Source organism: Caulobacter sp. BE264, from assembly GCF_031457805.1.
Lineage (GTDB): Bacteria > Pseudomonadota > Alphaproteobacteria > Caulobacterales > Caulobacteraceae > Caulobacter.
The window spans coordinates 1,001,109-1,026,172 of sequence record NZ_JAVDXI010000001.1; the positions used below are offsets into that span (position 1 = coordinate 1,001,109).

General features: G+C 67.6%; 28 protein-coding genes. 4 read left to right on the forward strand and 24 right to left on the reverse strand.

All coding sequences use genetic code 11. From position 1 onward, the window contains the following. Positions 1-97: 97 nt before the first annotated feature. The 12 genes from J2X45_RS04895 to J2X45_RS04950 form a co-directional block, all read right to left on the reverse strand. Entirely contained in the window at positions 98-322 is a 225-nt protein-coding gene (locus J2X45_RS04895) for a DUF2274 domain-containing protein (RefSeq protein ID WP_096051539.1), read from the reverse strand. Continuing rightward, the gene (locus J2X45_RS04900) at positions 319-1,470 is read right to left on the reverse strand and encodes a TrbI/VirB10 family protein (protein WP_310211908.1); all 1,152 of its coding nucleotides are present in this window, start codon (positions 1,468-1,470) and stop codon (positions 319-321) included. The genes J2X45_RS04895 and J2X45_RS04900 overlap by 4 nt, the downstream gene beginning before the upstream one ends. Further along, positions 1,470-2,246: a P-type conjugative transfer protein TrbG gene (trbG, locus tag J2X45_RS04905; protein WP_310211910.1), complete on the reverse strand. Its 777-nt coding sequence runs from the start codon at positions 2,244-2,246 to the stop codon at positions 1,470-1,472. The genes J2X45_RS04900 and trbG overlap by 1 nt, the downstream gene beginning before the upstream one ends. Continuing rightward, entirely contained in the window at positions 2,243-2,929 is a 687-nt protein-coding gene (gene trbF / locus J2X45_RS04910; protein WP_310211913.1) for a conjugal transfer protein TrbF, read from the reverse strand. Before trbF ends, trbG begins: the two co-directional genes overlap by 4 nt. Further along, positions 2,926-4,194, reverse strand: coding sequence for a P-type conjugative transfer protein TrbL (trbL, locus tag J2X45_RS04915; RefSeq protein WP_310211916.1), 1,269 nt, complete (start codon positions 4,192-4,194; stop codon positions 2,926-2,928). Before trbL ends, trbF begins: the two co-directional genes overlap by 4 nt. Continuing rightward, entirely contained in the window at positions 4,191-4,418 is a 228-nt protein-coding gene (gene trbK-alt, locus J2X45_RS04920) for a putative entry exclusion protein TrbK-alt (protein ID WP_310211919.1), read from the reverse strand. Before trbK-alt ends, trbL begins: the two co-directional genes overlap by 4 nt. Next, complete coding sequence (trbJ, locus tag J2X45_RS04925) at positions 4,415-5,131, reverse strand: P-type conjugative transfer protein TrbJ (RefSeq protein WP_310211922.1); 717 nt, start codon at positions 5,129-5,131, stop codon at positions 4,415-4,417. The genes trbK-alt and trbJ overlap by 4 nt, the downstream gene beginning before the upstream one ends. After that, a complete protein-coding gene (gene trbE, locus J2X45_RS04930) occupies positions 5,128-7,572 on the reverse strand; it encodes a conjugal transfer protein TrbE (protein ID WP_310211925.1) in 2,445 nt (814 codons plus the stop codon). The genes trbJ and trbE overlap by 4 nt, the downstream gene beginning before the upstream one ends. Before the next feature lie 3 nt (positions 7,573-7,575). Next, on the reverse strand, positions 7,576-7,842 hold the full coding sequence (locus J2X45_RS04935) for a VirB3 family type IV secretion system protein (protein WP_310211929.1): 267 nt from the start codon (positions 7,840-7,842) through the stop codon (positions 7,576-7,578). Further along, the gene (locus tag J2X45_RS04940) at positions 7,842-8,246 is read right to left on the reverse strand and encodes a TrbC/VirB2 family protein (RefSeq protein ID WP_310211931.1); all 405 of its coding nucleotides are present in this window, start codon (positions 8,244-8,246) and stop codon (positions 7,842-7,844) included. Before J2X45_RS04940 ends, J2X45_RS04935 begins: the two co-directional genes overlap by 1 nt. A gap of 41 nt (positions 8,247-8,287) precedes the next feature. Then, the gene (gene trbB / locus J2X45_RS04945; protein ID WP_404980004.1) at positions 8,288-9,196 is read right to left on the reverse strand and encodes a P-type conjugative transfer ATPase TrbB; all 909 of its coding nucleotides are present in this window, start codon (positions 9,194-9,196) and stop codon (positions 8,288-8,290) included. A gap of 168 nt (positions 9,197-9,364) precedes the next feature. Further along, entirely contained in the window at positions 9,365-9,736 is a 372-nt protein-coding gene (locus tag J2X45_RS04950; RefSeq protein ID WP_310211935.1) for a hypothetical protein, read from the reverse strand. 206 nt (positions 9,737-9,942) lie between these two features. Here J2X45_RS04950 and J2X45_RS04955 point away from each other — a divergent pair, with 206 nt between their 5' ends. The 4 genes from J2X45_RS04955 to J2X45_RS04970 all read left to right on the forward strand — a co-directional run bounded on the left by J2X45_RS04955 (position 9,943) and on the right by J2X45_RS04970 (position 14,702). Further along, the gene (locus tag J2X45_RS04955) at positions 9,943-10,809 is read left to right on the forward strand and encodes a site-specific integrase (RefSeq protein ID WP_310211938.1); all 867 of its coding nucleotides are present in this window, start codon (positions 9,943-9,945) and stop codon (positions 10,807-10,809) included. 4 nt (positions 10,810-10,813) lie between these two features. Continuing rightward, positions 10,814-12,031, forward strand: coding sequence for an IS91 family transposase (locus tag J2X45_RS04960; protein ID WP_310211942.1), 1,218 nt, complete (start codon positions 10,814-10,816; stop codon positions 12,029-12,031). Between the two features lie 780 nt (positions 12,032-12,811). Continuing rightward, on the forward strand, positions 12,812-13,852 hold the full coding sequence (locus J2X45_RS04965; protein WP_310211944.1) for a substrate-binding domain-containing protein: 1,041 nt from the start codon (positions 12,812-12,814) through the stop codon (positions 13,850-13,852). Positions 13,853-13,928: 76 nt separating this feature from the next. Next, a complete protein-coding gene (locus J2X45_RS04970; protein ID WP_310212111.1) occupies positions 13,929-14,702 on the forward strand; it encodes an A24 family peptidase in 774 nt (257 codons plus the stop codon). Positions 14,703-14,742: 40 nt separating this feature from the next. Here J2X45_RS04970 and gspN read toward each other — a convergent pair whose 3' ends face one another. The 12 genes from gspN to J2X45_RS05030 are packed head-to-tail and all read right to left on the reverse strand — an operon-like array spanning position 14,743 to position 25,045. Next, positions 14,743-15,453 (reverse strand): type II secretion system protein N, encoded by a 711-nt coding sequence (gene gspN / locus J2X45_RS04975; RefSeq protein WP_310211947.1) that lies wholly within the window; start codon positions 15,451-15,453, stop codon positions 14,743-14,745. Beyond that, on the reverse strand, positions 15,450-15,926 hold the full coding sequence (locus J2X45_RS04980) for a type II secretion system protein M (RefSeq protein ID WP_310211949.1): 477 nt from the start codon (positions 15,924-15,926) through the stop codon (positions 15,450-15,452). The genes gspN and J2X45_RS04980 overlap by 4 nt, the downstream gene beginning before the upstream one ends. Further along, entirely contained in the window at positions 15,923-17,029 is a 1,107-nt protein-coding gene (gene gspL / locus J2X45_RS04985) for a type II secretion system protein GspL (protein WP_310211953.1), read from the reverse strand. The genes J2X45_RS04980 and gspL overlap by 4 nt, the downstream gene beginning before the upstream one ends. Continuing rightward, positions 17,011-17,985, reverse strand: a complete 975-nt coding sequence (gene gspK, locus J2X45_RS04990) for a type II secretion system minor pseudopilin GspK (protein WP_310211956.1) — start codon at positions 17,983-17,985, stop codon at positions 17,011-17,013. Before gspK ends, gspL begins: the two co-directional genes overlap by 19 nt. Next, entirely contained in the window at positions 17,982-18,572 is a 591-nt protein-coding gene (gspJ, locus tag J2X45_RS04995; RefSeq protein ID WP_310211959.1) for a type II secretion system minor pseudopilin GspJ, read from the reverse strand. The genes gspK and gspJ overlap by 4 nt, the downstream gene beginning before the upstream one ends. Next, the gene (gene gspI / locus J2X45_RS05000; protein WP_310211962.1) at positions 18,569-18,952 is read right to left on the reverse strand and encodes a type II secretion system minor pseudopilin GspI; all 384 of its coding nucleotides are present in this window, start codon (positions 18,950-18,952) and stop codon (positions 18,569-18,571) included. Before gspI ends, gspJ begins: the two co-directional genes overlap by 4 nt. Then, on the reverse strand, positions 18,921-19,409 hold the full coding sequence (locus tag J2X45_RS05005) for a GspH/FimT family pseudopilin (protein ID WP_310211964.1): 489 nt from the start codon (positions 19,407-19,409) through the stop codon (positions 18,921-18,923). The genes gspI and J2X45_RS05005 overlap by 32 nt, the downstream gene beginning before the upstream one ends. Next, on the reverse strand, positions 19,393-19,845 hold the full coding sequence (gspG, locus tag J2X45_RS05010) for a type II secretion system major pseudopilin GspG (protein ID WP_310211966.1): 453 nt from the start codon (positions 19,843-19,845) through the stop codon (positions 19,393-19,395). Before gspG ends, J2X45_RS05005 begins: the two co-directional genes overlap by 17 nt. Before the next feature lie 11 nt (positions 19,846-19,856). Next, complete coding sequence (gene gspF / locus J2X45_RS05015) at positions 19,857-21,068, reverse strand: type II secretion system inner membrane protein GspF (RefSeq protein WP_310211969.1); 1,212 nt, start codon at positions 21,066-21,068, stop codon at positions 19,857-19,859. Continuing rightward, positions 21,055-22,530: a type II secretion system ATPase GspE gene (gene gspE, locus J2X45_RS05020; RefSeq protein ID WP_310211970.1), complete on the reverse strand. Its 1,476-nt coding sequence runs from the start codon at positions 22,528-22,530 to the stop codon at positions 21,055-21,057. Before gspE ends, gspF begins: the two co-directional genes overlap by 14 nt. Further along, positions 22,527-24,611 (reverse strand): type II secretion system secretin GspD, encoded by a 2,085-nt coding sequence (gene gspD, locus J2X45_RS05025; RefSeq protein WP_310211972.1) that lies wholly within the window; start codon positions 24,609-24,611, stop codon positions 22,527-22,529. The genes gspE and gspD overlap by 4 nt, the downstream gene beginning before the upstream one ends. Then, positions 24,608-25,045 carry a type II secretion system protein N gene (locus tag J2X45_RS05030; RefSeq protein ID WP_310211974.1) on the reverse strand — a complete coding sequence of 146 codons (438 nt, stop codon included), beginning with the start codon at positions 25,043-25,045 and terminating at the stop codon, positions 24,608-24,610. Before J2X45_RS05030 ends, gspD begins: the two co-directional genes overlap by 4 nt. Between the last annotated feature and the right edge of the window lie 19 nt (positions 25,046-25,064).

Sequence of the window (25,064 nt, forward strand, 5' to 3'; positions counted from 1 at the left end):
AGGGAGCGGCGAAAGCCGCGGGACCGAGCGTGACCGCCGCGCGCTCGCCGGCCCTGGCGCAGTGCGGCGCGAAAGCGCCGCGCGAAGCCATCCTGGACTAGCCCTCGCGGCCCTTACGCCCCCGCACGAACGCGCGATCGCTGGCCATGAACTGATCGAGCATGGGCACGACCAGGCGCGCCGGCTCAGCGGCCTTGCCGCCGGTCTGGGCCGCATGGGCCTGGGCGTAGGCCAAGAGGTTGCGATGGGTCGCGGCCGGCAAATCAACCGTGACCTTGACCGGCGTCTCGTCCTCCAGCGGACGAAGCTTGAGCTTGTTCATTCGCGATCTCCTCCAGCATAGGGCTCCAAAACAAGGTCCTTGGTCAGCAGAACCCGCAACGGCGTTCCTGGGCGAATGCGCAGCGTCGGCGCCCGTTCAAGACTTCGGCCCACGACCTGGCGCCCCACATCGGTGACCGCATCGGCGCCGCCGCGACGCAGCGCCCGGACAAGGTCAGACTCGTCGCTCGACGATCCGCTCTGCGCGCCGATCGCCAGGAGCGTGCTCAAGGCGCCCGCCGCCAGGATCTGGTCGCCGTGGCGATCCACCTGATCTTGCAAGCCGGCCATGCCCTCAAGATCAACGCCCGGCAGGCTGTCAAGAACCACCGATCGGCCCGACGGCAGGATCAGCCGGGTCCAGACCACGGAAAGCCGGCTTTGGCCGGTCTTAATCGCCGCCTCATAGGTCCCGACCAGGCGCGCGCCGGCCGGGATCAGCAGATAGCCGCCGCCCAGGCTGTCATGGACGTCCTGGGTGACCTGGGCGACCGCGACACCGGGGGTGTCAGACGACAGGCCCGTGATCAGGGCTGCGGGGATCACGGTTCCGGCCTGTAGCAGATAGGGCGAGGCCGGCGCCTGTAACCGCTCAAGGCTCGTTGTTCGCGGATCCTGCGGTGTCGATATCCCCGCCGCCAGGGGCGAGGCGCCCCGCGTAACGCCGCGCCCAGGCGCCCCGGCCACAAAGAGATCGCTGGGCGCCGCCGCGCGCCGCACAGCCGTCCGCGTGTCCAGGGCCGGTTCGACGGGCGGGCGAGCCGCAACGGGAGCCAACGCCGGCGCACCGTCCACGCCGCCCCCTGCCCCGTCAGCGCCCTGCGCCCTCTGGGCGGCCAGGATGGGGCGACCAAGATCGCCCGGCAGCGGCGGCCCAAGAACCGGAACCGCCGCCGAACCGGTATAGCCCTTGGGCAACGCGGTGACGCGCTCCGACGGTGTAGCGGCGACTGCAACCTCCGCAGGCTTAGGCGCTGGCCGCACACGCTCGCGCATCGACCAACCGACCGCGCCGAAAATCCCCACCAGGACGATGGCGCTCGCGGCCATCAGGGCGCGGCGCGAGATCTTGGCCACGGGGATGGGCGTCGCCCGCAGGCGCAGCGCCTTGGCGATCTCGGCGTCGGACCTTGCCGGCTCGGCGCTCATCAGCGGGCCTCCAAATCGTCGGCGACCCGAACAACCCGCACCCGTTGAACCCTGGACTTCAGGCCCAGCCGCAGCTCGACGCGGTCGAACAGGCGATCGACCACGATCTGACGCCCTTCGATGCGATAGTTGATCAGCTCCCGGGTCTTGCCATCGGACGACAGGCGATAAAGCGGTGGTAGGTCCCCAAACTGAACATCCGTCCCAAAGGTCAGATAGACGCGCTGGCCATCGTCATGGGCCGCGAGCGGCCGCCAGGACGGATGGTCCCCCTCAATGCGATAGCGGTGATGGATCGGGCCCGCCGCACGAGCCGGCGCCGGCGGCGCGGCGACAACCAGGGGCGCGGGCGGGGTTGGATAGCGCCAGGAGACCTGCGCCTGCCAGGTCCTGGCCGAGGCGCGAAGCTCCAGATGGTAGGTGCGCCGGTCGGTGTTGATCAGAAGGTTGGTGGCCAGATCCGGCGCGGTCGGCTTGACCAGCACATGCACCCGCCGCGAGCTGCCTGCGCCGCTTGTCGTGTCGCCGATCACCCAGCGCGCGGTGTCGCCGGCCGCGATGGCGCCGGCTTCGACCAGGACTTCGCCAGGCTCCAAGGCGATGTCGGTGATGCGTCCGGGCGTGGCGATCACCGGATAGACCGTATGCTCTGTCCAATCCACGCGGGCCATGCCGGCCGGCGCCGCCAACTGCGCGTCGCCCTCAGGCGGCCGCGCCAGAGCGCTCGAGGCCAGCAACAGCCAGACCCCACTTGCCCCCAAGAATAGACGGCTCATGTGCTGAACTCCTTGGACCAGGACAGGGCGGTGACAAGGACGCCCAACGGATTGGCGCGCAGGCCTTCGGCCGTCTGCGGCGGCCTGAGATCGACGGTCAGAATCGCGGCCCAGCGCTCGGTGGCCACCAGCTGCCCGGCCTCGAACCGCTGCTCGGTCCAGGCCACCCGAAAGCTCCTGGGCGAGGCGCGCACCACGCTGCTCACCGCCACGGTGGTCTGGCTCTTGCCCACCTGACTGAAGGGATCGGCGCGCCGGGCGTAGTCGGACAAGGCCGCCGCCCCGTCCGGCGTTGTGAAGTCATAGGCCCGCAGCCAGGCCTGGCGCATCACCACCGGATCACTGGAGACGGTGCGCACATCGCTGATGAACCGCGCCAGGCTCCAGGCGATCACCGCATCGCTGGCCTGAGCGCCCTGGACGGCGGGCGCGACGAGGCGCGGCTCGCCCAGCTTGTCGACCTCGACCACCCAGGGCGTGACCCCGCCGCGCAAGGACAGGGTGACCAACCCTGCGGTCAGCCCCGCGCTCAAGGCCAGGAGCCCGAGCGCCACGAGACGCCAATGAAAGGCCTGAACGCGCGCGGCGCCGATCCGATCATCCCAGGCCTGGCCGGCTCGCTGATAGGCGGTCTGCGGCTCTGGCGTCGCCCCATAGCGGGCCGATCCCTTGAGCGGGCTCATGACTTGTCCTCCGAAAGGTTGGGGGCTGGGCCTGCGCCCGGGCTGTCGCCCGCGCCAAGGGCATGGACGGCCATGGCCGCGCCGTGGGTCAGGGCTTGTCGGCGCTGCAGATCCCGGGCCCAGGCCGGCGGCGCGGACGCCTCATCGGTTTGGCTGGCCAGGACCGATCCCTCGGCCGCGCCCTTCCCGGCCCGCTCACCAGGGTCACCGCTTGGCGCGGCCGAAGGGCTCGCGCGCTCTGCATTCCCCCCGCCGCCGCCCGGCGGCGATCGGGGCGCAAGGTCGCCAGAAGGCCCCGCACCTGTTGGGGGCGAGCGGCCGCCGCCGGCTGCGGCCGCGGCGCCGGCGCCACCGCCCGCAACCGCGTTGGCGACTCCGCCGGCGACCATCTGGGCGCCGGCCGCGCCGGCCATGGCCATGCCACCGACGAGGACGCCGGTTCCGACCGCCGCGCCCGCGCCCAGTTGCGGCGCGCCCGACACCAGGCCTGCGGCGACGCCAGGTCCAAAGATGGAAAGGCCAAGCAAGGTCAGCGCCGCCAAGGCCATGGCCAACACCGCCTCCAGGGTCGGTTGGCCCGGCGCGGCGGCGTTGAACTCCGAAAAGAGTGAAGCGCCGATCCCCACGATGATGGCCAGCACCATGACCTTGACGCCGCTGGCGATGACCGCGCCCAGAACCTTTTCAGCCAGGAAGGCGGTGCGCCCAAAGAGCCCAAACGGCACGAGCACAAAGCCGGCCAGGGTGACCAGCTTGAACTCGATCAGCACCACAAAGATCTGCACGGCGATGATGAAGAAGGCGACGATCACAAAGAGCGCCACCAGGAGCAGGATGAGGATCTGGACGATGTTCTCAAAAAAGCCGGGAAAACCGCCCAGCTCAGCGGCCGCTTCCAGGAGCGGCTTGCACGAGGACACGCCCAGCGCCGCCAGACGCCCTGGCCGCAGGAAGTCCTCGGCGGAAATCCCCGCGCCGCTCGCCTTCAGGCCAAGCCCTGAAAAGCTCTTGAGCACAATCAGCGACAGGGCCTGGAAGTTGCCGATCAGGAAGGCGAAGAACCCGACATAGAGGGTCTTCTTGATCAGCCGGGCCAGCACATCCTCATGGGCGGCCAAGGTCCAAAAGAGCGCCGCCAGGGTGACGTCGATAGCCACCAGGGTCGTGGAGAGAAACGCCACCTCCCCGCCCAGCAGCCCAAAGCCGCTGTCGAGATAGCGATTGAAGGTGTCGAAGAACCGGTCGATGACGCCGACGTCGCTCATGCGCCGGCCTCGCCAAAGAACCGCGCCCGGGCGCGCGCCCACGCCGCCTGGCAACGCGCGTCCTGGCCCGCCGCCTCACCCAGGCGCTGACACCGCGCCAGCTCAGTATCGCGCGGCGTCCCCCCGGACTGCGCGGGCGCGACCGGCCGCGAGCCCTGGCCCGCCAAGACCGCCGCGCCAACCAAAAGGACCAGCGCCAGACTCCAGATCAAGACACGGCTCATGGCGCGCCGGCCTTGCCGATGAACCTGGAAAACCGCGCCTTGGCGTCAGCCCGCGCCGCAGCCCGATCGGCCGCCTCCAGGGCCTGGGCCCGCCCCTGGGCCGCGCTCAGCGCCAGAAGATCGGCCAGTTGCGCAGCCTGCAGGGCCAGGAGTTGATTGCCGGCCTGGGCGGCCTGCAGCGCGCCGACCGCGCCCTGGCTTTGGTCGATGAGGGCCGCCCACTGATCGCGGCTGCCCCTTAAGCCGCCGACCACGCCGGCCTGAACCTTCAGGGCGTCCTCAAACCCGGCCACCGCCGCGCTCCAGCGCGCCTCGGCGCGCGTGCTGAGAGCCGCGTCGTCCAGACTAAGGTCCGCCGTCCCGTACTGCGTCAGGAACGCAGAGCGGATCTTGGCGACGTCATAGGCCAGGCCTTGGGCTTCATTCAAAAGCGCGCGCGTGCGATCGACCTGCGCCTGCAGCGCGCTTAGCGACGAATAGGGCAAGCTCGCCAGGTTCCTGGCCTGCCCCACCAGCATCTGCGCCTGGTTTTGCAGGGCGGTGATCTGGTTGTTGATGGTTTCCAGCGCCCGGGCGGCCTGCAGAACGTTCTGGGCGTAGTTGGTCGGATCAAAGACCGTGAACTGGGCCAAAGCCCTGGCCGGTGCAAATGACGTGGCGGCCAGCCAGCCTGCAGCCATAGCCTGGGCCAGGCGTCGACGATTGAGGCTCATGACGTGATCTCCGGAAAAGTCAGCGCCGATGCGGCCGAGGCGCCCGTCAAAAGCTCGGCGGCCCAGCCAAGGCCCTTGGCCCGCAGCCAGGCGGGCGCGAAACCCGCCGGCCCGTGCTGTTCCAGCAGCTTGGCGATCAGCGCCTGATCGGCCTTGGACGAGGCGGCGCAAAAGGCCAGGGCCACGGGCCCAAGGCCCAGATCAAACAGGCGATCCCCAAGCCTTGATTGCAGGTAGTAGTCGCGGGCCGGGGTCGCGCGCGCCAGTATCTGGATTTGCCGCTCATTGAGGCCAAACCGCCCATAGGCGGCCTCGCCCTGCGGCTCCAGGGCGCGCGGATTGGGCAGGAAGATCCGGGTTGGACAGCTTTCGACAATCACCGGCGCAAGGGCGCTATCGGTGATATCGGCCAGGGACTGGGTGGCGAACACCACCGAGGCGTTCTTCTTGCGCAGGGTCTTGAGCCAGGCGCGGAGCTGGGCGGCAAAGGCCGGATCGTCGAGCGCCAGCCAGCCCTCGTCGATCAGGATCAGGGTTGGCCGGCCATCGAGGCGCGCGCTGATCCGATGAAAGAGATAGGCCAGGACCGCCGGCGCGGCCGCAGAGCCCGCCAGTCCCTCGGTCTCGAAAACCTGGACATCGCCCGCCTCCACGGTTTCGTCGGCGCCGTCCAGCAGACGCCCATGGGCGCCGCCCAACACAAACGGAGAGAGCGCCGCCTTGAGCGGCGGACTGGCCAACAGGGCCACAAGCCCCGTCAGGGTGCGCTCGGGCGCCGGCGCGCTGGCCAGGCTCTCCAGCGCCGCCCACACGAGCTCGCGCACCGTCGGGGTGATGGAAACACCCTCACGGGCCAGGATCGCCGCGAGCCACTGCGCCGCCCAGGCGCGCTCCTCGCGCAGATCGATCCTGGCCAGGGGTTGCAGGCTCAAACGCGCCGCGCCCTCCGCGGAGAGGTCATGGAACGCTCCGCCCATGGCCAGCACCGCCGCGCGGCTGGAGGCGCCAAAGTCGAAGGCGAAGACCTGAGCGCCCGGATAGCGCCGGAACGACAGGGCCAGCATCCCTAAGAGCACGCTCTTGCCCGCGCCCGTTGGCCCCACCACCAGGGTGTGGCCCACATCATCGACATGCAGGCTGAGCCGGAACGGCGTCGAGCCGGCCGTGCGGGCGATCAGCAGCGGTGGGCCGTCCAGATGAGCGTTGCGCTCAGGCCCCGCCCAGACCGCTGACAGCGGCGCCAGATGGGCAAGGTTGAGGGTCGAGAGCGGCGGCTGGCGGATATTGGCGTAGGCGTGCCCAGGCAGGGTTCCAAGCCAGGCTTCGACGGCGTTGATGCTCTCGCGGATGACCGTGAGGTCGCGACCTTGGATGACCTTTTCGGCTAGGGCGAGCTTGGCGTCGGCGCGGGCCGGATCCTCGTCCCAGACTATGAGGCTCGTGGTGACATAGGCGTAGGCGACCGCATCGCCGCCAAGGTCCTGCAAGGCCAGGTCCGCCTCGGCGGCCTTGTTGGCCGCATCATTGTCAACCAGGGCGGCGGGCTCCTGGGTCAGGGCCTCGCGCAGCAAAACCAGCACCGACTTGCGCTTGGAAAACCACTGTCGGCGGATCTTGGCGAGCAAGCCCGCCGCCAGCGTCTTGTCCAGGCAAAGCGCCCGCGTCGTCCAGCGATAGGCAAAGCCCAGACGATTGAGTTCGTCGAGCAGACCCGGCGTCGTCGCCGGCGGAAACCCAACCACAGTCAGGACCCGCAGATGCGCCCTTCCAAGGCGCGGTTCCAGACCGCCGGTTAAGGCGTCCGTGGCCAGGAGGCTGTCGAGATAGATCGGGGTCTCAGGCACGGCCACGCGCTGGCGCGTGGTCGAAACCGCGCCGTGCAGGACGCTCAAGGTTGCGGCGTCATCGAGCCAGGCCAAACGCGGCAAAAGACCCTCGAGCAAGGCCAAAACGCGATCAGTGCGGTCGATGAAGGTGGCCAGCTCGGCGCGCCAGTCGAGTCTGGCCTGTTGCTGGCCTTCGACGAACCATTGCGCGACCTGGCCCTGTTGCTCCGCCGGCGGCAGGTAGCTCAAGGTCAGGAAATAGCGGCTCTCATAGTGCTCGCCGCTGTCGACAAAATCGGCGCGGCGCTCTGCATCGACCAAGGCCGACACCGGATCGGGAAAGACGCTCACCGGATAGTCCGCCGCCGGATCACGGCGGGCCTCGATGAAGATCGCCCAGCCCGAGCCCAGGCGCCGCAGGGCGCTGTTGAGGCGCGCGGCGACAACGGCGACCTCAGCGTCGGTGGCGCTGTCGAGATCTGGCCCCCGAAACTCAGCGGTGCGCTGAAAGCCGCCGTCCTTGTTGAGCACCACGCCCGGCGCGACCAGGGCGGCCCAGGGCAGATAGTCGGCCAGGCGCGCGGGGCGGCGGCGATATTCGCGAAGATCGAGCATAGCTCAGACCTCCAGATGGGCCGGCAGACGCACATGGCGCATGCCGACCTCGAAGATCTGCGGATCACGCCGCGCGGCCCAGACAGCCAGCGCATGGCCGGCCAGCCAGACGATCAAACCCACGATCCAAAGACGCAGGCCAAGGCCAAGGGCCGCGGCCAGGGTGCCGTTGACCAGGGCGATCGCGCGCGGGGCGCCGGCCAGCAGCATCGGCTCGGTGAGCGCCCGATGGACCGGCGCGGCGAACCCCAGGGCGCGATCCTGGGCCATCAGATCAGCGCTCCGCCGCCGAACGAGAAGAACGACAGGAAGAAGGAACTGGCGGCGAAGGCGATCGACAGGCCAAACACAATCTGGATCAGCTTGCGCGAACCGCCGGAGGTTTCGCCAAAGGCCAGGGCCAGGCCGGTGATGATGATGATGATCACCGCGATGATCTTGGCCACCGGCCCTTCGACCGACTCCAGGATCTGTTGCAGCGGCGCCTCCCAGGGCATGCCTGAGCCGGCCGCCCGGGCCTTCGCGCTCAAAAGGGTCAGGCCGGTCGCCAGAAAGCCGATAGTCCAAGGACCCTCGCCAAGACGCTGGAGCCGATGGCCGCGCGCGCCTGGCGTCAGATCAGGCTTGCGACGAAGCGGGGCCGGAATGACCGCGCCGACGGGGCAAAAAGGCATGTGACGATCTCCTTGATTGATGGGGGTTGCAGGCGTTGCCCTCAAGCGGGGCCAAGCTCGTAGGCGCCGCCTGGCCCAAGGCCCTCGACCCGGACAAGCTCGGTCAAGCGCCTCGCCTTTCCGCGTCCAGCCAGCACGGCGATGAGATCGATGGTGTCGGCGATCAGGCCGCGCGGGGCGGTGATCACCGCTTCCTGGATCAGCTGCTCCAGGCGCAGCAAGGCGCCCAGGGCCGACCCGGCGTGCAGGGTCCCCACCCCGCCCGGGTGGCCTGTGCCCCAGGCCTTGATGAGGTCGAGGGCTTCGGGCCCGCGGACCTCGCCGATGATGATGCGGTCGGGCCGAAGCCGCAAAGCCGACCGGACCAGATCGGTGAGGCTGGCCAGGCCCTCGCACGTGCGCAGGGCGACCTGATTGGGCGCGGCGCACTGCAGCTCGCGCAGGTCCTCCAGGAGGATCACCCGATCCTCGCCAAGGGCGATCTGCGCCAACAGCGCATTGACGAGCGTGGTCTTGCCGCTGGAGGTCGGCCCCGCGACCAGGATATTGGCCCGGTCCGCCACGGCCTGCGCCAGAACCCGCCCTTCCCGCGCGCCCATCACCCCGGATGCGACATAGTCGTCGAGCTTAAAGACCAGACTCGCGGGTTTGCGGATCGAAAAGGTCGGGGCTCTCGCCAAGGGCGCGATCAGCCCCTCGAAGCGCTCGCCGCTTCCCGGCAGCTCCGCCGAAAGGCGCGGCCGGCCCGCATGGATCTCGGCGCCGACATGATGGGCCACCAGACGCAGGACCCGCTCGGCGTCCGCCGGCAAGACCGTCAGCTCGGCGTCGACCAGGCCCACATCAAAGCGATCGATCCACACCCGGCCATCGGGATTGAGCATGACCTCGCCCACGGCGGGGTCTTCAAGCCGGGTCAGAAGCTCCGGTCCCAGGGCCGTGCGCAGCATCTGGCGGCTGCGCGCGCGTCCAGCCTCGATTTGCAAAAGGTCCATGGCCGATCCCCGTGGATGACGGGGATGAGTAAGAGGACCGCAAACCAGCCGATCTCAACAGCCAAATGGGCGGATCGCACCCTAGCGGACAAAGACAGGCGATCGGCGGTGCGCGCCCACGTCTTAGGCCGCCAAAGCTCGTGTCGCCGGCGCAACGACACCGCCGCTGCGCCCTGGCGCGCTCGCCCGATGCGCGAAAACCCAAGCCTCAGCCAAGATTTCTGCGGCCACGCCCGCATCAATCGCCGCGAGCCGCATCAGGACGATGCCCGCCTTACGCCGTCGCCCCGGTTCGGCGATCACACCCTCGCCCCGCGACAGCGCCCAAGCCTGACGAGACGGCGCCAGCTTGACGACTGCCCAGCCTTCGGCCGGCCAGCCCAAGGTCGCAAAAGCCCTGCCGCCCAACCGAAACTGAACGGCTTCAAGGATTGGCTTGGCCTGAACGCCTGGTCCAAAGCCCATCGCCAGCGCTGAAAATTCATCAGGGGTCATCGGATCCTCGTCAGCGGCGAAGATCAAAATCCGAGTCGCCGCTTCGAGGCAAAGTCGCGCCGAGGAACGTCAAAGTCGGTCGTGCGCCAGAGTACTAACCCGCTCGCGCGGGAGGGGCATTTGTTCGGCGCTGAGGGACATCGGGATCCTCCTGTCTGAAGAGGAACGTGGGTCGGCCACGTCCTCCTCGAGACAGGAGACGAGTGATGCCCGAAGAAGCGATCCACCCGTTGCGTCGCAGGATGGTCGAAGACATGACCCTCCGCAACTTCGATCCGCGGACCCAGGAGACCTACATCCGAGCGGTTCGATCCTGCAGCCGCTACTGCGGTAGGACCCCAGGCGAGCTGACGTTCGAGGATGTGCGGCGCTACCAGCTGCACCTGACGCAGAGCGGCCTGGCCTCGGCCAGCGTCAACGGCGCGATGGTGGCGCTGCGGTTCTTCTTCCGCGTGACGCTCAAGCGGCCAGAGGCCTTGGACTACATCCCGATCGCCCGCCAGCCGCAGAGATTGCCGGTCGTGCTGACGCCGGACGAGGTCGCGCGGCTGTTGCAGGCGGCGCCGGGGCTCAAGTGGCGCACCGCGCTAAGCGTGGCCTACGGCGCGGGCCTGCGGGCCGCCGAGGTCGTGGGCCTGAAGGTCGGCGACATCGACAGCCAGCGCATGCGCATTCGGGTCGAACAGGGCAAGGGTCGGCGCGACCGTGACGCGCTGCTCTCTCCGCATCTGCTGGCGAGCTTGCGCAACTGGTGGAAGGTGGCCCGCCCGCCGGTGTGGCTGTTCCCCAACCGGCTGACGTCGTTCAACGCCGTGACGCCGCGCTCGCTCAATCGCGCCTTCCACGTGGCGGTCAGGACGGCCGGCATCAGCAAGCCGGTCTGCCTGCACACCCTGCGCCATTGCTTCGCCACCCACCTGCTGGAGCAAGGCGTCGATGTGCGGGTGATCCAGGTCCTGTTAGGCCACAAGAAGCTGGAGACAACCTCGGTCTACACGCATGTGGCCGCCAAGACCCTGGACGGCATCGAGAGCCCGCTGGATCTGCTGCGATTGAGACCGCCGCGGGCCTGAGCGAGTGGCCAGGCTTGTGCGCCCGGTCCTGGAGGTCGCCGACATCTTCCATGCCCATGGCGAGACCTTCCGCCGCGATCAGGTCGGACATCTGAGCCTGGGCCAGCTCAAGGTGATGTCGGCGATCCAAGCCTGCCGGACGGCGCAACTGGGCGGCCACGTCGAGCGCTGCGAGGACTGCGACCATCAGCGGATCGCCTATAACTCCTGCCGCAATCGGCATTGCCCAAAGTGTCAGGGCGCGGCGGCCCAGCGTTGGCTGGAGGCCCGACAGGCCGAGCTGTTACCGCTGGCCTACTACCACGTGGTCTTCACCCTGCCGGCCCAGATCGGCGACATCGCCGTCCAGAACAAGGCCGTGGTCTACAGCGCGCTGTTCAAGGCCGCGTCGGAGACCCTGCTGACCATCGCCGCCGATCCCAGGCGCCTGGGCGCCCGCATCGGCCTGACGGCTGTCCTTCACACCTGGGGGTCAGCGCTCACCCATCATCCGCATGTCCACTGCATCGTCCCCGGCGGCGGCCTCGCCTTGGACGGACAGAGCTGGGTCTCTTGTCGCCCCCGGTTCTTCCTGCCGGTGCGCGTGCTGTCCCGACTGTTCCGCCGGCTGTTCCTGGAGAAGCTCGTCGCCGCCCACGCCGAGGGGCTGCTGTCCTTCTTTGGTGAACTGGCCGGTCTGGCCGACCGCGCCGCCTTCGCCGCTCGCCTCGCCCTGCTGCGCCGCGTGGAGTGGGTGGTCTACGCCAAGCGCCCCTTCGCCGGCCCCGAAGCGGTATTGGCCTATCTGGCCCGCTACACTCACCGCGTCGCCATCTCCAGCAGCCGCCTGGTCGCCATGAACGACAGGGGCGTCACCTTCCGCTGGAAGGACTACCGCCAGGACGGCCAGGCCCGCCGCAAGGTCATGACCCTGGCGCCCAGCGAGTTCATTCGCCGCTTCCTGATCCACGTCCTGCCCACCGGCTTCCACCGCATCCGCCACTACGGCCTCTTCGCCAACCCGGCCCGTGCCGCCAACCTGGCCAAGGCTCGCGCGCTGCTTCAGGCGCCGCCGCCAACCCCAATCCTCGAGGCCCACGCCGAACCCGAGCCGGATGCAAAGCCGCCGGCCGCCTGCCCTTGCTGCGGCGGCCGCATAGTCCTGGTCGAGATCTTCGCGCGCGGGAGCGGGACTGGACACCGGCCCCTGTCCCAGCACGTGTTCCGGATCGACTCGTCATGACGCTCGTGGCCGTCACCCCACGCCATCGCAGCGCCACAGCAACGGCCAAGGGCCGCATGACCAGCCCTGCGCGCCAACGGCAAAAGCCCAGCCTCTCCGCCCAGGGCAAGCCCGATCGTCACATCATCAGGGGCGTCGTGACGGAGAAAACTGGCGACCCACACCTGCGACCAGGCCGGTCAGCCCCTCGCCAGCGACCTCATGGGACAAGCGCGCCGCTCAAATCCCCATAGGCCGATACCGCCATCCCGCGGGTCAGACTTTGAGCTTTCTCAGACACCCGCCTGCGGGGGCAAACCCATCGCCGCGCCCGGCGGGCGTCCAAGAAACCTAAACAATAAGAAACCTAAACAATAGCGGCCTTCGGCACGCTTCCAGGAACTGGACGTTACTCACCAAGCCGACGAGATCGACGCCGCCCCACCGCAGGCCCCTCCAAGGACATCACTGCCGCGACTGCGCGACGCCAGCGCGATGCGGCCGCCAGGCGCTCGGTATAGGCGCTGTTGGGCGCAAAGGTTCGGTCCAGGCACCAGAAGGCTGCGGGGGGGCTGTGTCAGTACCTGGAGATCCATCCTTCTAAACCACAATGACCGCGAGCAGGTTGGGGCCGCCCAAGGATGTCAGTTCGACGCTGCTTGTCGCTGTTTTGTCACGCGCCTGCGTTATCGAAGCTTGTTAGGCATGCTGAAGGTGCGGTTGCGGCTAGCGCAAGGCCGTTCATTGGCCTTCAGCGACCAACATCGCCGACGTTCAGGCCAGTTGCAGGATTGACAGACTATGAGACTTCTGATCGGTGCCGCTACGGCTCTAGGACTCGTGGCTATGGCCCCCGCGGCCCACGCCTCGCGCGACTACGTTTGGGCGGCAGGGTCCTCGACGGTCTTCCCTTTCGCCACGCGCGCAGCTGAGAATTTCTCGAAAAAGACAGGTAAGAAGGCCCCTAAGGTCGAAAGCCTTGGTACGGGTGGCGGCTTCAAGCTGTTCTGTGGTGGCGCAGGAGAGGGTTTTCCTGACATCGCTAACGCCTCCCGACCGATGAAGCGATCTGAGTTCGAGGCCTGTAAAGCAAAGGGCGTGCGAGACATCGTTGAGATAAAAATCGGCTTTGACGGCATTGTCATTGCAATGGACAAGTCCGCACCCAATTATAATTTCAAGCTTGCCGACCTTTATCTTGGTCTTGCGCAGAATACCCCGAACGACGATAAATTCTCTGCCAATCCCTACAAAACTTGGAGAGATGTGAATAGCCAACTGCCAGCCAACCGCATCCTCGTCTACGGTCCACCGCCAACGTCTGGTACGCGTGACGCTTGGCTGGAGCTTGCCATGGAAGGGGGCGCCAAGCAGTACCCCGCACTGAAGGCGCTTTCGGCGTCCGACGAAAAGGCGTTCAAAGCAAAAGCCCATCCGATACGCATGGACGGCGCCTGGGTCGATGCAGGCGAGAACGATAACGCCATTGTTGGCACGATCGAGAAGACACCTGGCGCGCTCGGTGTTTTTGGCTATTCCTTCCTTGGTGAAAACGCCAGCCGGATCAAGGCCGCGACCGTCAACGGGGTCAAGCCGACTCCGGTTACAATCGCCAACGGCACTTACCCTGTCTCCCGATCCTTGTTCATCTATGTCAAGAAATCGAGCGTCGGCGTCGTGCCGGGTTTGAAAGAGTTTTTGACCGAGTTCGCCTCGGACGCAGCGGCCGGAAGAGGCGGCTATCTCTCGCAGCGCGGCCTCATCCCGCTGCCGCCAGCGCAGCACGCGGCCATGAAGGGCGTTGTTGCGAAGCTTACGCCGATGGCCCCTCCTAAGAACTGAGACCAGCGCCGCGTGGACAATTGCCGTCCGCGCGGCTTTAGGCCAAGGCTAACTTTTACCCTTGGAACAGCAGTTCTTGACTATTGACCAAATTTGGGTCGCTTCGACCCTCATCTTAGCGCCCTTCATTGGCAGCTTCATTGGGCTCTTGACGCTTCGCCTGCCGGCGGATCGTCCCTGGGTCATGTCGAGGTCGGCTTGCGACACCTGTAAGCGCCCCCTTGGGATTGTCGACCTTCTCCCCGTTATCAGCTTCCTGATCTTGCGAGGACGATGCAGAAACTGTCACGCCGCTATTCCGCTGCGTTACCTGTTGCTGGAGGTAGGATGTCTGCTCATCGCCCTGTGGAGCGCGATCATCTACCCCGGCGCGATGGTTCTCGTGACAGCGCTCCTGGGCTGGTCGCTGCTTTTGATCGCGACTATCGACGCTGAGCACCTTTGGTTGCCCGACAAACTGACCCTGCCACTCGGCGCCCTAGGGGTCCTGTTTACGATAGGCGTGGGCCAGGCCCCCCTGTGGACACCGCTGCTAGGCGCGATAGTGGGTTACGGCGTACTGGCCAGCGTCGCCTGGCTCTACAAGTCACTCCGCGGCTTTGAAGGCATGGGCGGCGGCGATCCGCGCCTGATGGGGGCCATTGGAGCCTGGGTTGGCTGGCAAGGCGTGCCATCCGTGCTGGTCTGGTCCTGCGTTGCGGGCCTCAGCTTCGCAATCGCTCAGGCGATTGTTCACCGTCGTTTTTCATCACGCCAACCGCTTCCATTTGGAACTTTTTTGGCGATCGGCGGCTGGCTCACCTGGCTATGGGGTCCGCTTCACACGCTCCTAGCCTGGAACTCATTCTGATCTCAACGAGGATCGCCAGCTCTTGGAAACGAAATAGGTTTCACGTCACCCGGCCAGTCACCGTCCGCCGCGCGCCTGTCGCATCTCGTTGAAAGCCACCGGTGACAAGGGCCTGGACGAGATCCGGATCGGTCGTCGTCGCCGACATCTCGAGCTGATAGCGACCATCTTTTTCCAAACGACCGACCAGGGTCAGATCGGTCGCGCCGGCCTTGCCGCTGAGGGTTGCGATCCAGCTATCGGACCGACAGGCCGACACCCCGCTGAGCACGCTGCCGCTCAGGGGCCCCTCGCCGATCAGGCGCAGCCGGATCTCGCCGCCCGCCCGTGCGCAGCGTCCCTTGCGGAACACCGCCGTGGTGTCGCGAAAGGCCACATCGCCGCTGAGCGGCAAGCCCAGGAGGGCAAGGTCCAGGCTGGTGCGAAGGTTGAGCCGCTCCACGCCCCTTTCGCGCCCCGCCAGCAAGAGGACGGCGCGTTGGTCCGGGCCGCCGTTGCCGCGCCGGAGACTCATGCGGACCTGACCGGTGAGCAAAGTCAACGGATTGAGCCCGCCCTTCCAGCTACCGATCGGCGTGCCGGACAGCGTGACGTGGTTCAGACGGCCGGCCCAGACCACGCCGCTGACGCCGGCTGCGCCCACCACCGAAGATCCGGCTAGACCCTTGGTCAGCAGACGCATCGGCGCGAAGACGAGGACCATGACGAGGGTGGCGACGGCCAGAACCACCAAGAGAAGGCGATTGCTCATGGGGCGACGCGCGCGAAGGTGATCTCGACCTGGATCAGACCGTTGTCGAGACGGGAAGCGGTAAAATCGGTGACTTTGGCGCCCCTTTCGCGCTCAAGCGCTGCGACCCAAGGCAAGAGAATCTTGGAGTCGATGGCGGCGATCCAGATGGTGAAGCGCCCATTGGCGTCCTGGCGATGACGTGCGATCGGCAGGCCAACTCGGTTGGCGGCGGCCTCTACCACCGCCTGAGGCGAGGCTCCGCCGGCCGCCGCGTGACCAGCCCCAGGGGCGAGACGGCGCAGGGTCACCAGTTGCGTCACCGACTTATCCATGCGGGCCCGTGCGGATTTGGCGGCCGACTGGAGAGGCATGGCCACGCCATACCAGCCGACCACCCCGATAAGCGCAGCGATCATCACCGCCAGAAGCCCCTGCTCTCGCCCGGTTCGCCCGGTCCACCAGAGACGGGCGGCGTCTAGTCGTCCGTTCATGGCTTTCTCCTGATGATAAGATCGCTGCTGATACGCCCGCCCTCGCTGGCGGTGCTCTGCTCGGTCAACTCGAGCCCGAGGCGCTTGGCCCCCAGGCGCAGTTGGTCCAGGTCCGAGTAGTTCGCATAACCGATCGTCGAGCGGATCGTCCCTTCTTCGCCATAGACCAAGGTGTCGAGGCTCACGCCCGGCGCCCCCTCGACGATACTCAGGTAACGGGCTGCAAGCTCGCTAAAACCTTGATCGCTCTGACTCGCCGCCAACCGGGTCACCGCGTAGCCCGCCGCGTCTTCATAGCGAGACGCCTGGGGCACCAGAGAGACCGCCAGCTTGGCGGCCCGACGCTCAAGGGTGCTCGCCGTCCACTGATCGTGGGCGATCTCGGCGATCAGCAGCAGCAGCGGCGAGAGCACCGCCGCCGCCGCCAAAACCCCCAGACGCTTCACCCCGCCCCGCTCCCTGGACGACCGTACGGCGAAGCGCCCTTGCAGCAGGTTTACGGCCGGAGACCGGGCGCCGGCGATCAAGTGCGCATCGAGATCCTTGCCGTCGATGTAGCGATGCTGGCGGTTCTCGAACAGCAGGGCGGCCAGATCCGGATCGGCGCTAAGCGCCTTGCCGGGCTCCCGCATCGCCAAGCGCCCTCCTAGTTGTCCGACGACCAAGCCGCCTTCCTCATCTTCCGGCAGCAGAAGATAGTCCGGAACAACAGCCTGAACCGTCAATCCGAGCGCCCCGGCGGCGTCGAGCCAGGCTTGCAGTTTTGCGCGGGCCGTCCAGGCGACGAGCGTTCGCCCGGCCTCGTCGGTGCGGCCGACGGCGATGTGCAAGTCGTCGCCCCCAAGCGCCACCTCGTCCTCCAGGCGGAAGGCGGCCGCCGAGCGCGCCTGGGCGGCGCTGCCAAGCGGCAGGTCCATCCAGCGCGCCACGACGTCCTCCCCTGGGGCCACGACGATCACCGGACCAACCTCATCCAGACGCTCGTCAGCGGCCAAAGCACGCCGGGTGACCGACAGGCCGTAGTCCTGAAGCAGGTGCGCCGGCGCGTCGGGTCCGGCGGGCAGGATCAAAAGACTGAGGAGGGTCATTCTTCGGGCGTCCAACGTCGGGCGGCGAGGATCACCTGGCTGGCCGACGGCGTTTCGAAAAGGGCGGTCATAGAGACCGGCATGTCGGCGAAGACGACTTGGCTGTCCAAGGCGAAAAACCGGGTCCGGAATTTGATCTGGTCGCGAACTACGTCACCAGGCGGCGTGGCGACGAGCGCCTGCTGCCCCCAGAACGCCTGAGCGTCCGGCCAACCGCTCGCGGGACGAGCGGACAACACGCGGGCGGCCGTTTCGCGGCCGATCCGACCCTCCGTTAGCGCCGCGAGCAGCAGGGCCCGTTCGGGCGGCAGAGTGTTGACGTTAATCGGCGAAAGATCTGTGGTCGGCAGCGCGCAGACATAGGGGCGCAGCGCCGTGTAGACGCTCGGGGTGAAACCCCGGATCGCCCGCAGCTCACTGACCTCTGCCAGCGGGCCGCCGGCGGTGCGATAGGGCTGGGCCAATTGCGCGTAGCCCCGGTCCTCGGCATCGGCGCGGCCCACGTCGTTGCTGTCCATCCAGTCGGTCAGGTTTTCCGCGAGCTCCGGCCCGCCGGCGACCCCCACCAGGGACAGCAGGGTCGCAAACTGCCGAACCCCGAGCTCGCGCCGGCGGAAGGGCTCGCCCTGATTGGCCTCGACCACGCTGTTGAGATTGAAGCAGCCGGTGGCGTCGGTCAGCCTAACTTCCATGCGACCCTGCTCGATTGGGAAGGCGATCACCCGCCCGTTCCAGCCGCCCTCGAGCGTGGTCTTGCCCGCGTCGCGGTCCATCAACTGCGCGATGCGGATGCGGGCCAGTTGCTCAGCGCCCAAGGCGTACCATTGGGCCTGGCTGGCGATCCGCGCGTTGAGCGTCCTGCGAACGCCGAACCGGATGTCGTCCAGCACGCCGACCGCGATCACCGAAATCACCGCGACCATCAGCATGACCGTCAGCAGCGCCGCGCCCCTTTCGTGCTCACGCCTCATCGCCCCTCTCCCGAGGTGAGGAACAGCTGGTCGATCTCGCCAAGATCCTTGAGCTTCATGGTCAGGCGGACGGCGGCGGGAATGTCCGCCGTGGCCTCGCCCCGCCAGGTCGGCCGCCAGACGCCATCAAAGAGATAGGCCGACTGGATGCTTTCAACGCCGGTGAGCAGCACCTGGGCGGGGCCAAGCCGGGCGCCGTCGAGCGCGGGACGCGCGCGGCGCTCCAGACGCCCCTCAACGAGGGCGTACTCGACATACTGCAGCGAGGCGCGCGGCGCCTGGTCGGAATTTTCGTAGCCGCGTCGCGCAAAGGCCAGCAAAGGGCCTCCGGCGGCCCAGGGACTGACGCCGGCGAAGGCGGTCAGCGCCGGCAAGCCATCCTCGCCGCGCGTCCTGCGGGCGGCCGCCTGCGAGAGGTCTGCCTTGAGGACCGCGCGCATGCGCTGCAACTCGGCATAGCGCTCCACGCGAACCCGGACGGCGGTCTGGTTGTTGAGCGTCGAACTCATCACCGCCACACCGGCGGCGGTGATGAGCGCGAAGATCAGCAGCGCCACCATCATCTCGATCAGGGTGAAGCCCTTCATCGGGCCGCCCTGAACAGGGTCGCCGCCGCCGCCGGCTGGCGGCTGTTGGGCGACATGACCGCGATGTCGACGCGCACAATTGCCGGGTCATCGGTACGGCTCACCTGACGCGTCCACAGCCAAGGACGGCCGGCCACCCGTTCGGCGCCGGAGACCCGGCCCAGCGCCGGCGGTACGACACTGGTGAGCGCCTCGATGGCGCGATTGTCCAGAACCACCTCGGCCAGGATGCGATCCTGCAGGCGGCCGCTGGCGCGCGTGTTCTCGCCCGCGAGATTGAGCAAGGCCAGCACGGCCAGGCTGAAGATCGCCAGGGCGACCAGCAGCTCGATCAGCGTGAAGCCGGCTTCAGAGCGCTTGGGCGACATGGACGGCCACATTTCCGGCGACGTCTATACTGACCACATAGCCAGAGCCGCCGCGCCCCAGGGTGAATTCGGCGCCGCTGGCCTGACCGGTCGGCTCGAAGATCACCGCCGTTTCACCGTCGCGGCCCGAGACGCGAGTGTCTTCCACCCACGCCGTAGTTACGAACGGCGCCGTGTCGAGCGCGCGCCACGCCCGGCCATCGCGGATGTCGAAGCGATAGTCGACGGATGAGACATTGACCCGCACCTGGCGATTGACCATCAGAGACTCCTCGCGCGCGCGTAGCAGCCGCGCGGCGAACCGTGCGCTCTCTTGCGACAGCGACATCTTCCCGTCGGGCAAGGTCAGGATCACCGCGGTGGCCAGCAAGCCCATGATCATCAGGACGACCATGAGTTCGACCAGGGTGAAGCCCGCCCGCGCGACGCGACGCGTCTTGGCTGGTCTGGCGTCAGCTCCAGTTGCCAATGTCGGCGTCCTTGCCTTCGCCACCCTCGCGGCCGTCCGCGCCGAACGAGTAGACATCGATCGCGCCGTGCGCGCCCGGGGCGCGGTACTGGTAGTCGTTGCCCCACGGATCCTTGGGCAGGCGGCGGATGTAGCCGCCTTCACGATAGCGATCGACCTGGGTCAGGCCGGCGGGCGGGGTCACCAAGGCCTGCAGGCCTTGCTCGGTGGTCGGGAAGGTAAAGTTATCGAGGCGATAGCTTTCCAGGGCCTGTTCCAGGACCGACACGTCGGCCCGCGCCTTACCCTTCATGGCCTTTTCCTGGTTGGGCAGGACGTTGATCGCCACGACCGTGGCCAGCAGGCCCAGGATGACGATGACCACCATCATCTCCACCAGCGTGAAGCCGGCGCGGCGGGCCCGGCGGCGTCTCGTCTCGGGATCGAGGTTCGGCATGACTTGGCTTCCTAGTTCAAGGCGAGATTGTTGATCTGCAGAATCGGCAGCAGGATCGAGAGCACGATCGTGGCGACCACCCCGCCCAGCAGCACGATGATGGCCGGTTCGAGCAAGCTCAGCAGCGTGGCGGTGAAGGTCTCGAACTCGCGTTCCAGATAGTCGGCCGCCCGCGTCAGCATCGCCTCGACGCGTCCGCTGCTCTCGCCGCTGGCCGTCATGTAGACGAGCACCGGCGGAAAGACCTCGGCCCGGCGCATGGCCACCGACAGCGCGCCGCCTTCACGGATGGCAGCGATCATGTCGTCGAGCGCGGCTTGCAGCACGGCGTTGCGCACCGTGCCCGCCGTCAGGATCAGGCCCTCAAGCATGGGCAGCCCGCTGGCGACCATGGTGGCGAGCGTCCTGGCCAGTCGTGCGGCGTGCACGTCCCGGATCAGGCGGCCGATCATCGGCAGGCGCAGCAGCCAGCGGTCGACGGCCAGCTTGAAGAGCCGATGACGCAGGGCGCGGAGAAAGGCGAATATGGCGATCGTCGCGCTGGCCACGATCAACCAGCCGAAGGTCTGCAGGCCGGTCGACAGGCCGATCACCAGGCGGGTCAGCAACGGCAGGGTCTGGCCCATCGAGTCAAACTGCTCGACCACCTTGGGAATGACGAATACCATCAGGGCTGCGACGACCAGACAGGCGACCACCGCCAGAACGATCGGATAGACGAGGGCCGTGGTGATCTTGGCCCGGACCTGCTGCTGTTGCTCCAGCAGATCGGCCAGGCGCTCCAGGATCGCCGGCAGGGCGCCAGACGACTCGCCGGCCGCCACCATGGCGCGGTAAAGCGGCGGAAAGGCCTTGGCGGGACGGGCCATGGCGTCCGAGAGACGATAGCCCTCCAGCAGGGCGGCGTGAACCTCGCCAATCACCTGCTTCAGTTTCGGCTTGTCGGCCTGCAGGGCGATGGTGCGCAGCGCCTCTTCCAGCGTCGAGACCGAGGTCAGGGTCGCCAGCTGGCGCGTGAACATCGACCGGTCCTTGGCGCTGAGACCCTGCCCCCAGGCGAGGCGCCCGGCGCTGACCGGCTTGGCGACCGAGGCCATGATCTTGACCGGCGCCAGGCACTTTCGTTGCAGCTGGTCGGCGGCGGCGGCCTCGTCGACGGCCTTCAGGTGGCCGCGACGCGTGCGACCGGCCAGATCGAGAGCCACATAGTCAAAGCTCGCCATCGCGCGCTCCTTGACCCGTGATCCTGAGCGCCTCCTCCACCGTCGTCAGGCCGGCCAGAACGTAGTTCCGCGCCTCCTGCCCTAGGCGGCGATCCAGACCCGCCTCGGTGATCTCCTGCTCGCTGGCCGAACTGCCGATCAGGCGGCGCAGATGATCGTCGACGCGCAATGCCTCATAGACGCCGATCCGGCCCTGATAGCCGGTGTGGCCGCAGCGGGCGCAGCCGACGGGGCGATACAGGATCTCGCCCTCGGGCAGGCCCACCAGGGCCGCCGTCGCGGCGTCGGCCGGTTCTGGCGTGCGGCAATGCTCGCACAGGCGACGCACCAGGCGCTGGGCGATGACCAGGCGCAGGGTCGAGGCCAACAGGAAGGGCTCGACGCCCATGTCGCGCAGACGCACCACCGCGCCCGCCGCGTCATTCGTGTGGACCGTCGATAGGACCAAGTGGCCTGTCAGGCTGGCCTGGACGGCGATCTGGGCGGTCTCGGAGTCACGGATTTCCCCGACCATCACCACATCGGGGTCCTGGCGCAGGATGGCGCGCAGGCCCGCCGCGAAGGTCATGCCGACCTTGGTGTTGACCTGGGTCTGGCCGATGCCGTGCACGGCGTATTCGACCGGGTCCTCGATGGTCAGGATGTTGCGGCTGTTGTCGTTCAGCACGGCCAAGGCCGCGTAGAGCGTCGTCGTCTTGCCCGAGCCCGTGGGGCCGGTGACCAGGATAATCCCGTGCGGCTCACGCACGGCGGTCTCCAGCGCGCTCAGCACGTCGGCCGACATGCCAAGGTCGGATAGACGCAGCCCCGCCTGGTCCTTGTCGAGGATCCGCATCACCACCCGCTCGCCCATGCGGGCAGGCAGGGTCGAGACGCGGACGTCTAGGCTCTTGCCGCCCAGGGCCAGCGAGATCCGGCCGTCCTGCGGCACGCGCTTTTCGGCGATGTCCAGCTTAGCCATGACCTTGACCCGCGACACCAGCATGGCGGCGATGCGCGGCGAGAGGCTTAGCACCTCGGTCAGCACGCCGTCGATCCGAAGCCGGACGATGAGCGCCTTTTCGAAGGGCTCGATATGGATGTCCGAAGCGCCCAGGCGCACGGCCTCGGCGATCAGGCCGTTGATCAGGCGGATGACCGGGGCGTCGTCCTGCGGGTCGAGCAGGTCGGCCGCAGCGGGCATGTCCTCGAGCAGAAGACCAAGCCCGCCGTCCAGGTCCAGACTATCGGCGCTGGAGGCGGTGGCCAGACCCGCGCCGGCATAGACCTCCGAGAACTTACGGTCGAACACCGGGGCGGTCATCGGCTCGATCGCCAGCGGCGCGCCGACCGCCCGGCGAATCTCGACCAGCGCCATCGGGTCATAGCCCTCGCGCACGCCGATCACCGCTCGCTCGCCCAGGGACAGCAGCACGACCCCGTTTCGCTTGGCGAAGCCGTAGGCGAGCATCGGGGTGGTCATGGCGTCGTCGCCGGCTTGGCGGCAGCCGGCACGGCGCTGATCGGGGCCGAAGAGGCGACCGGGCGAGCGGCGTTCAGATAGTCACGCATCACAGCATCAAGCGAGTTGTCGCCGTCCTGCGTCGTCATCGGCGGCAGGTTGCGCATGTAGTCATAGCGCGGCGCGGTCAGGTCGCGCGCATCAGCGCTGCTGCGGATTATGCGGGGGCGGATGAAGACCATCAGGTTGGTCTTCTTGCGTTCGTGCGCCGTGCTCCGGAACAGGGCGCCCAGACCCGGGACCTCACCCAGGCCGGGGGTGCGCTGGGCCGATTGTGTTTCCTGCTGATCCAGCAGGCCGCCCAGGACGACGATGTCGCCGTCGTCGACCAGGGCCGTCGTCTCGATCTCGCGCTTGTTGATGATCAGCTCGCTGGAGCCGACGCTGACCGGACCGGCGACGCTGGAGACCTCCTGGCGCAGGAACAGGGTGATGCCGCCGCCCGCATTGATCTGCGGCTTCACCTCCAGCTGGATGCCGACGTTCTGGCGTTGGATGGTGCGGAACGGATTGGCGTTAGAGTCGCCCAGCACTTCGCCCGTGGTGATCGGCACTTCCTGGCCGACCAGAATGCGGGCCTCTTCGTTGTCCAGCGTCATGATCGACGGCGTCGACAGAAGGTTGGAGCCCGTGTCCTTCTTCACCGCATTGATAATTGCGCCAAACAGCGCATCACCGCTGCGGCCGTAAACGCCTGAGGTCACGCCCGAGGCGGTCAGTAACGAGCTGACGGCGGCGTCGCGCAAGGATTTTAACGCCTCAGTGTCGGCGCCGCTGTTGGTGGTGGCCGCCGCCCCGACCAGCGGCAGCAGGCTGGGCGTGGCGTTGGTGTAGTTGGTCGCGACGAACGGAACGGTGCCGTTGGTCCCCCCCAGCAGGAACTGCACGCCCAGCTGCTTGGCGGCGCCGTCGGTGACCTCGACGACGATGGCCTCGACCAGAACCTGTTCACGGCGGACATCGAGCTGGCGGATGACTTCGGCGAGGGTGCGCTGGGTTTCGGGCGGCGCGTTGATGATCAGGGCGTTGGCGCCCGGGAAGCGCGCGATGGTGGCCTGCGGCCCGTTGGCGGACGCGGTCGCGGCGATCGGCGTGGCCGTGGCGGTCGAGGCTGGCGGAGCGCCCGTAGCGGTCCGGACGTTGCTCAGGCCGCGCGAAGACGAGGTCGTCACCGAGGTGGTCGCCTGACCCACCAGTTGCTGCAGGACCGGCAGCATCTGCTCGGCGTTGGCGTGACGCAGGAACACCACACGTACGTCGTCGCTGGACTCGGCGCGACGATCCAGGTCGGCGATGACCGGCAATAGGCGCTGGACGGCGTCGGAGTCGCCTCGCAACAGAACCGAGTTGCTGCTGTCGACCGCAACGACGGTGACCGCGCCCCGCCCGCTCTTACCCTCGGCGCCCGGCATCGTGAGCATGTCGTTGAGGACCTGAGCGATCTCGCGCGCCGAGCTGTGAGTCAGGGTGACGGTGTGGACCATCGCCCGGTCCTGATCGACCTGGGCCAAAAGGCCGCGAATGCGGCGGACATTGTCGGCGTAGTCGGCCACCACCACCACCGCGCCGCGCGGGTTGGCCACGACCTGACCCTGTGGCCCGACCAGCGGCTTGAGCATCTCGACCGCGCTGGCCGCGTCCAGAGTGCGTAGACGGAACACTTCGGTAGCGAACTGGCCGCCCGCCGCCGACGGCTGACGGGCCGCGTTCTCAGACGGCTCAATGCGGTAGGCGCCGTTGCCGGCCGGGGTGGCTACGAAGTTGTTGGCGCGCAGCGTGGCGAGGAACACTTCGAACAGTTCACGACGGTTCAACGGGCCGTTGCTGGCGACGGTCACCGTGCCCTTGACGCGTGGATCGATGATGAAGGTCGTACCCGTTGACTTGGCGACGTCCTGGATGAAAACGCGGATATCCGCATCCTGGACGTTGAGAAGTTGGGTCTGGGCCAGCACAGGGGCTGGGCCAAGGATCGCGCCCCCGATGGTGAGCGCTGCGGCGACAACGATGAGAAGAGAGCGCGACGAAGCGACCTTGGTCATTGGGACACCGGAAAAGAGAGAGTCGCGCGCGCGCCGCCGCGGGACAGTTCGACGTGATCGGCGGCGACCAAGGCCAGGATGACGCCATCGGCGATCGTGTCACCTACGGCGTAGGATTTCTGGACGCCATCGGGCCCGGCGATGATGGCCGATCCCCCCCCTGCCCCGCCGGACCGTACGCCAAAGAGGCGCAAGCCATCGGTCGCCGAGGCCCCCGTGGCGCCAGGACTCGCCCCAAAGGCGTCAAACCGGGACAGCACGCCGAAATCGGCCGACGGCCGCGGCGCCTTGGTCGGCGACGAGACCGTACCGACGGGCCCGGCGAAGACCCAGATCAGGCGCGCCGCTTGGGCGGCGAGCGCCAGAACGAGAAGGACCTCCAGCACGAGGATGACTCGAGAACCCGGCGAACGAAAAAGGTCAGAAAGTGACAATGGGGTCCGCCAACAGGTC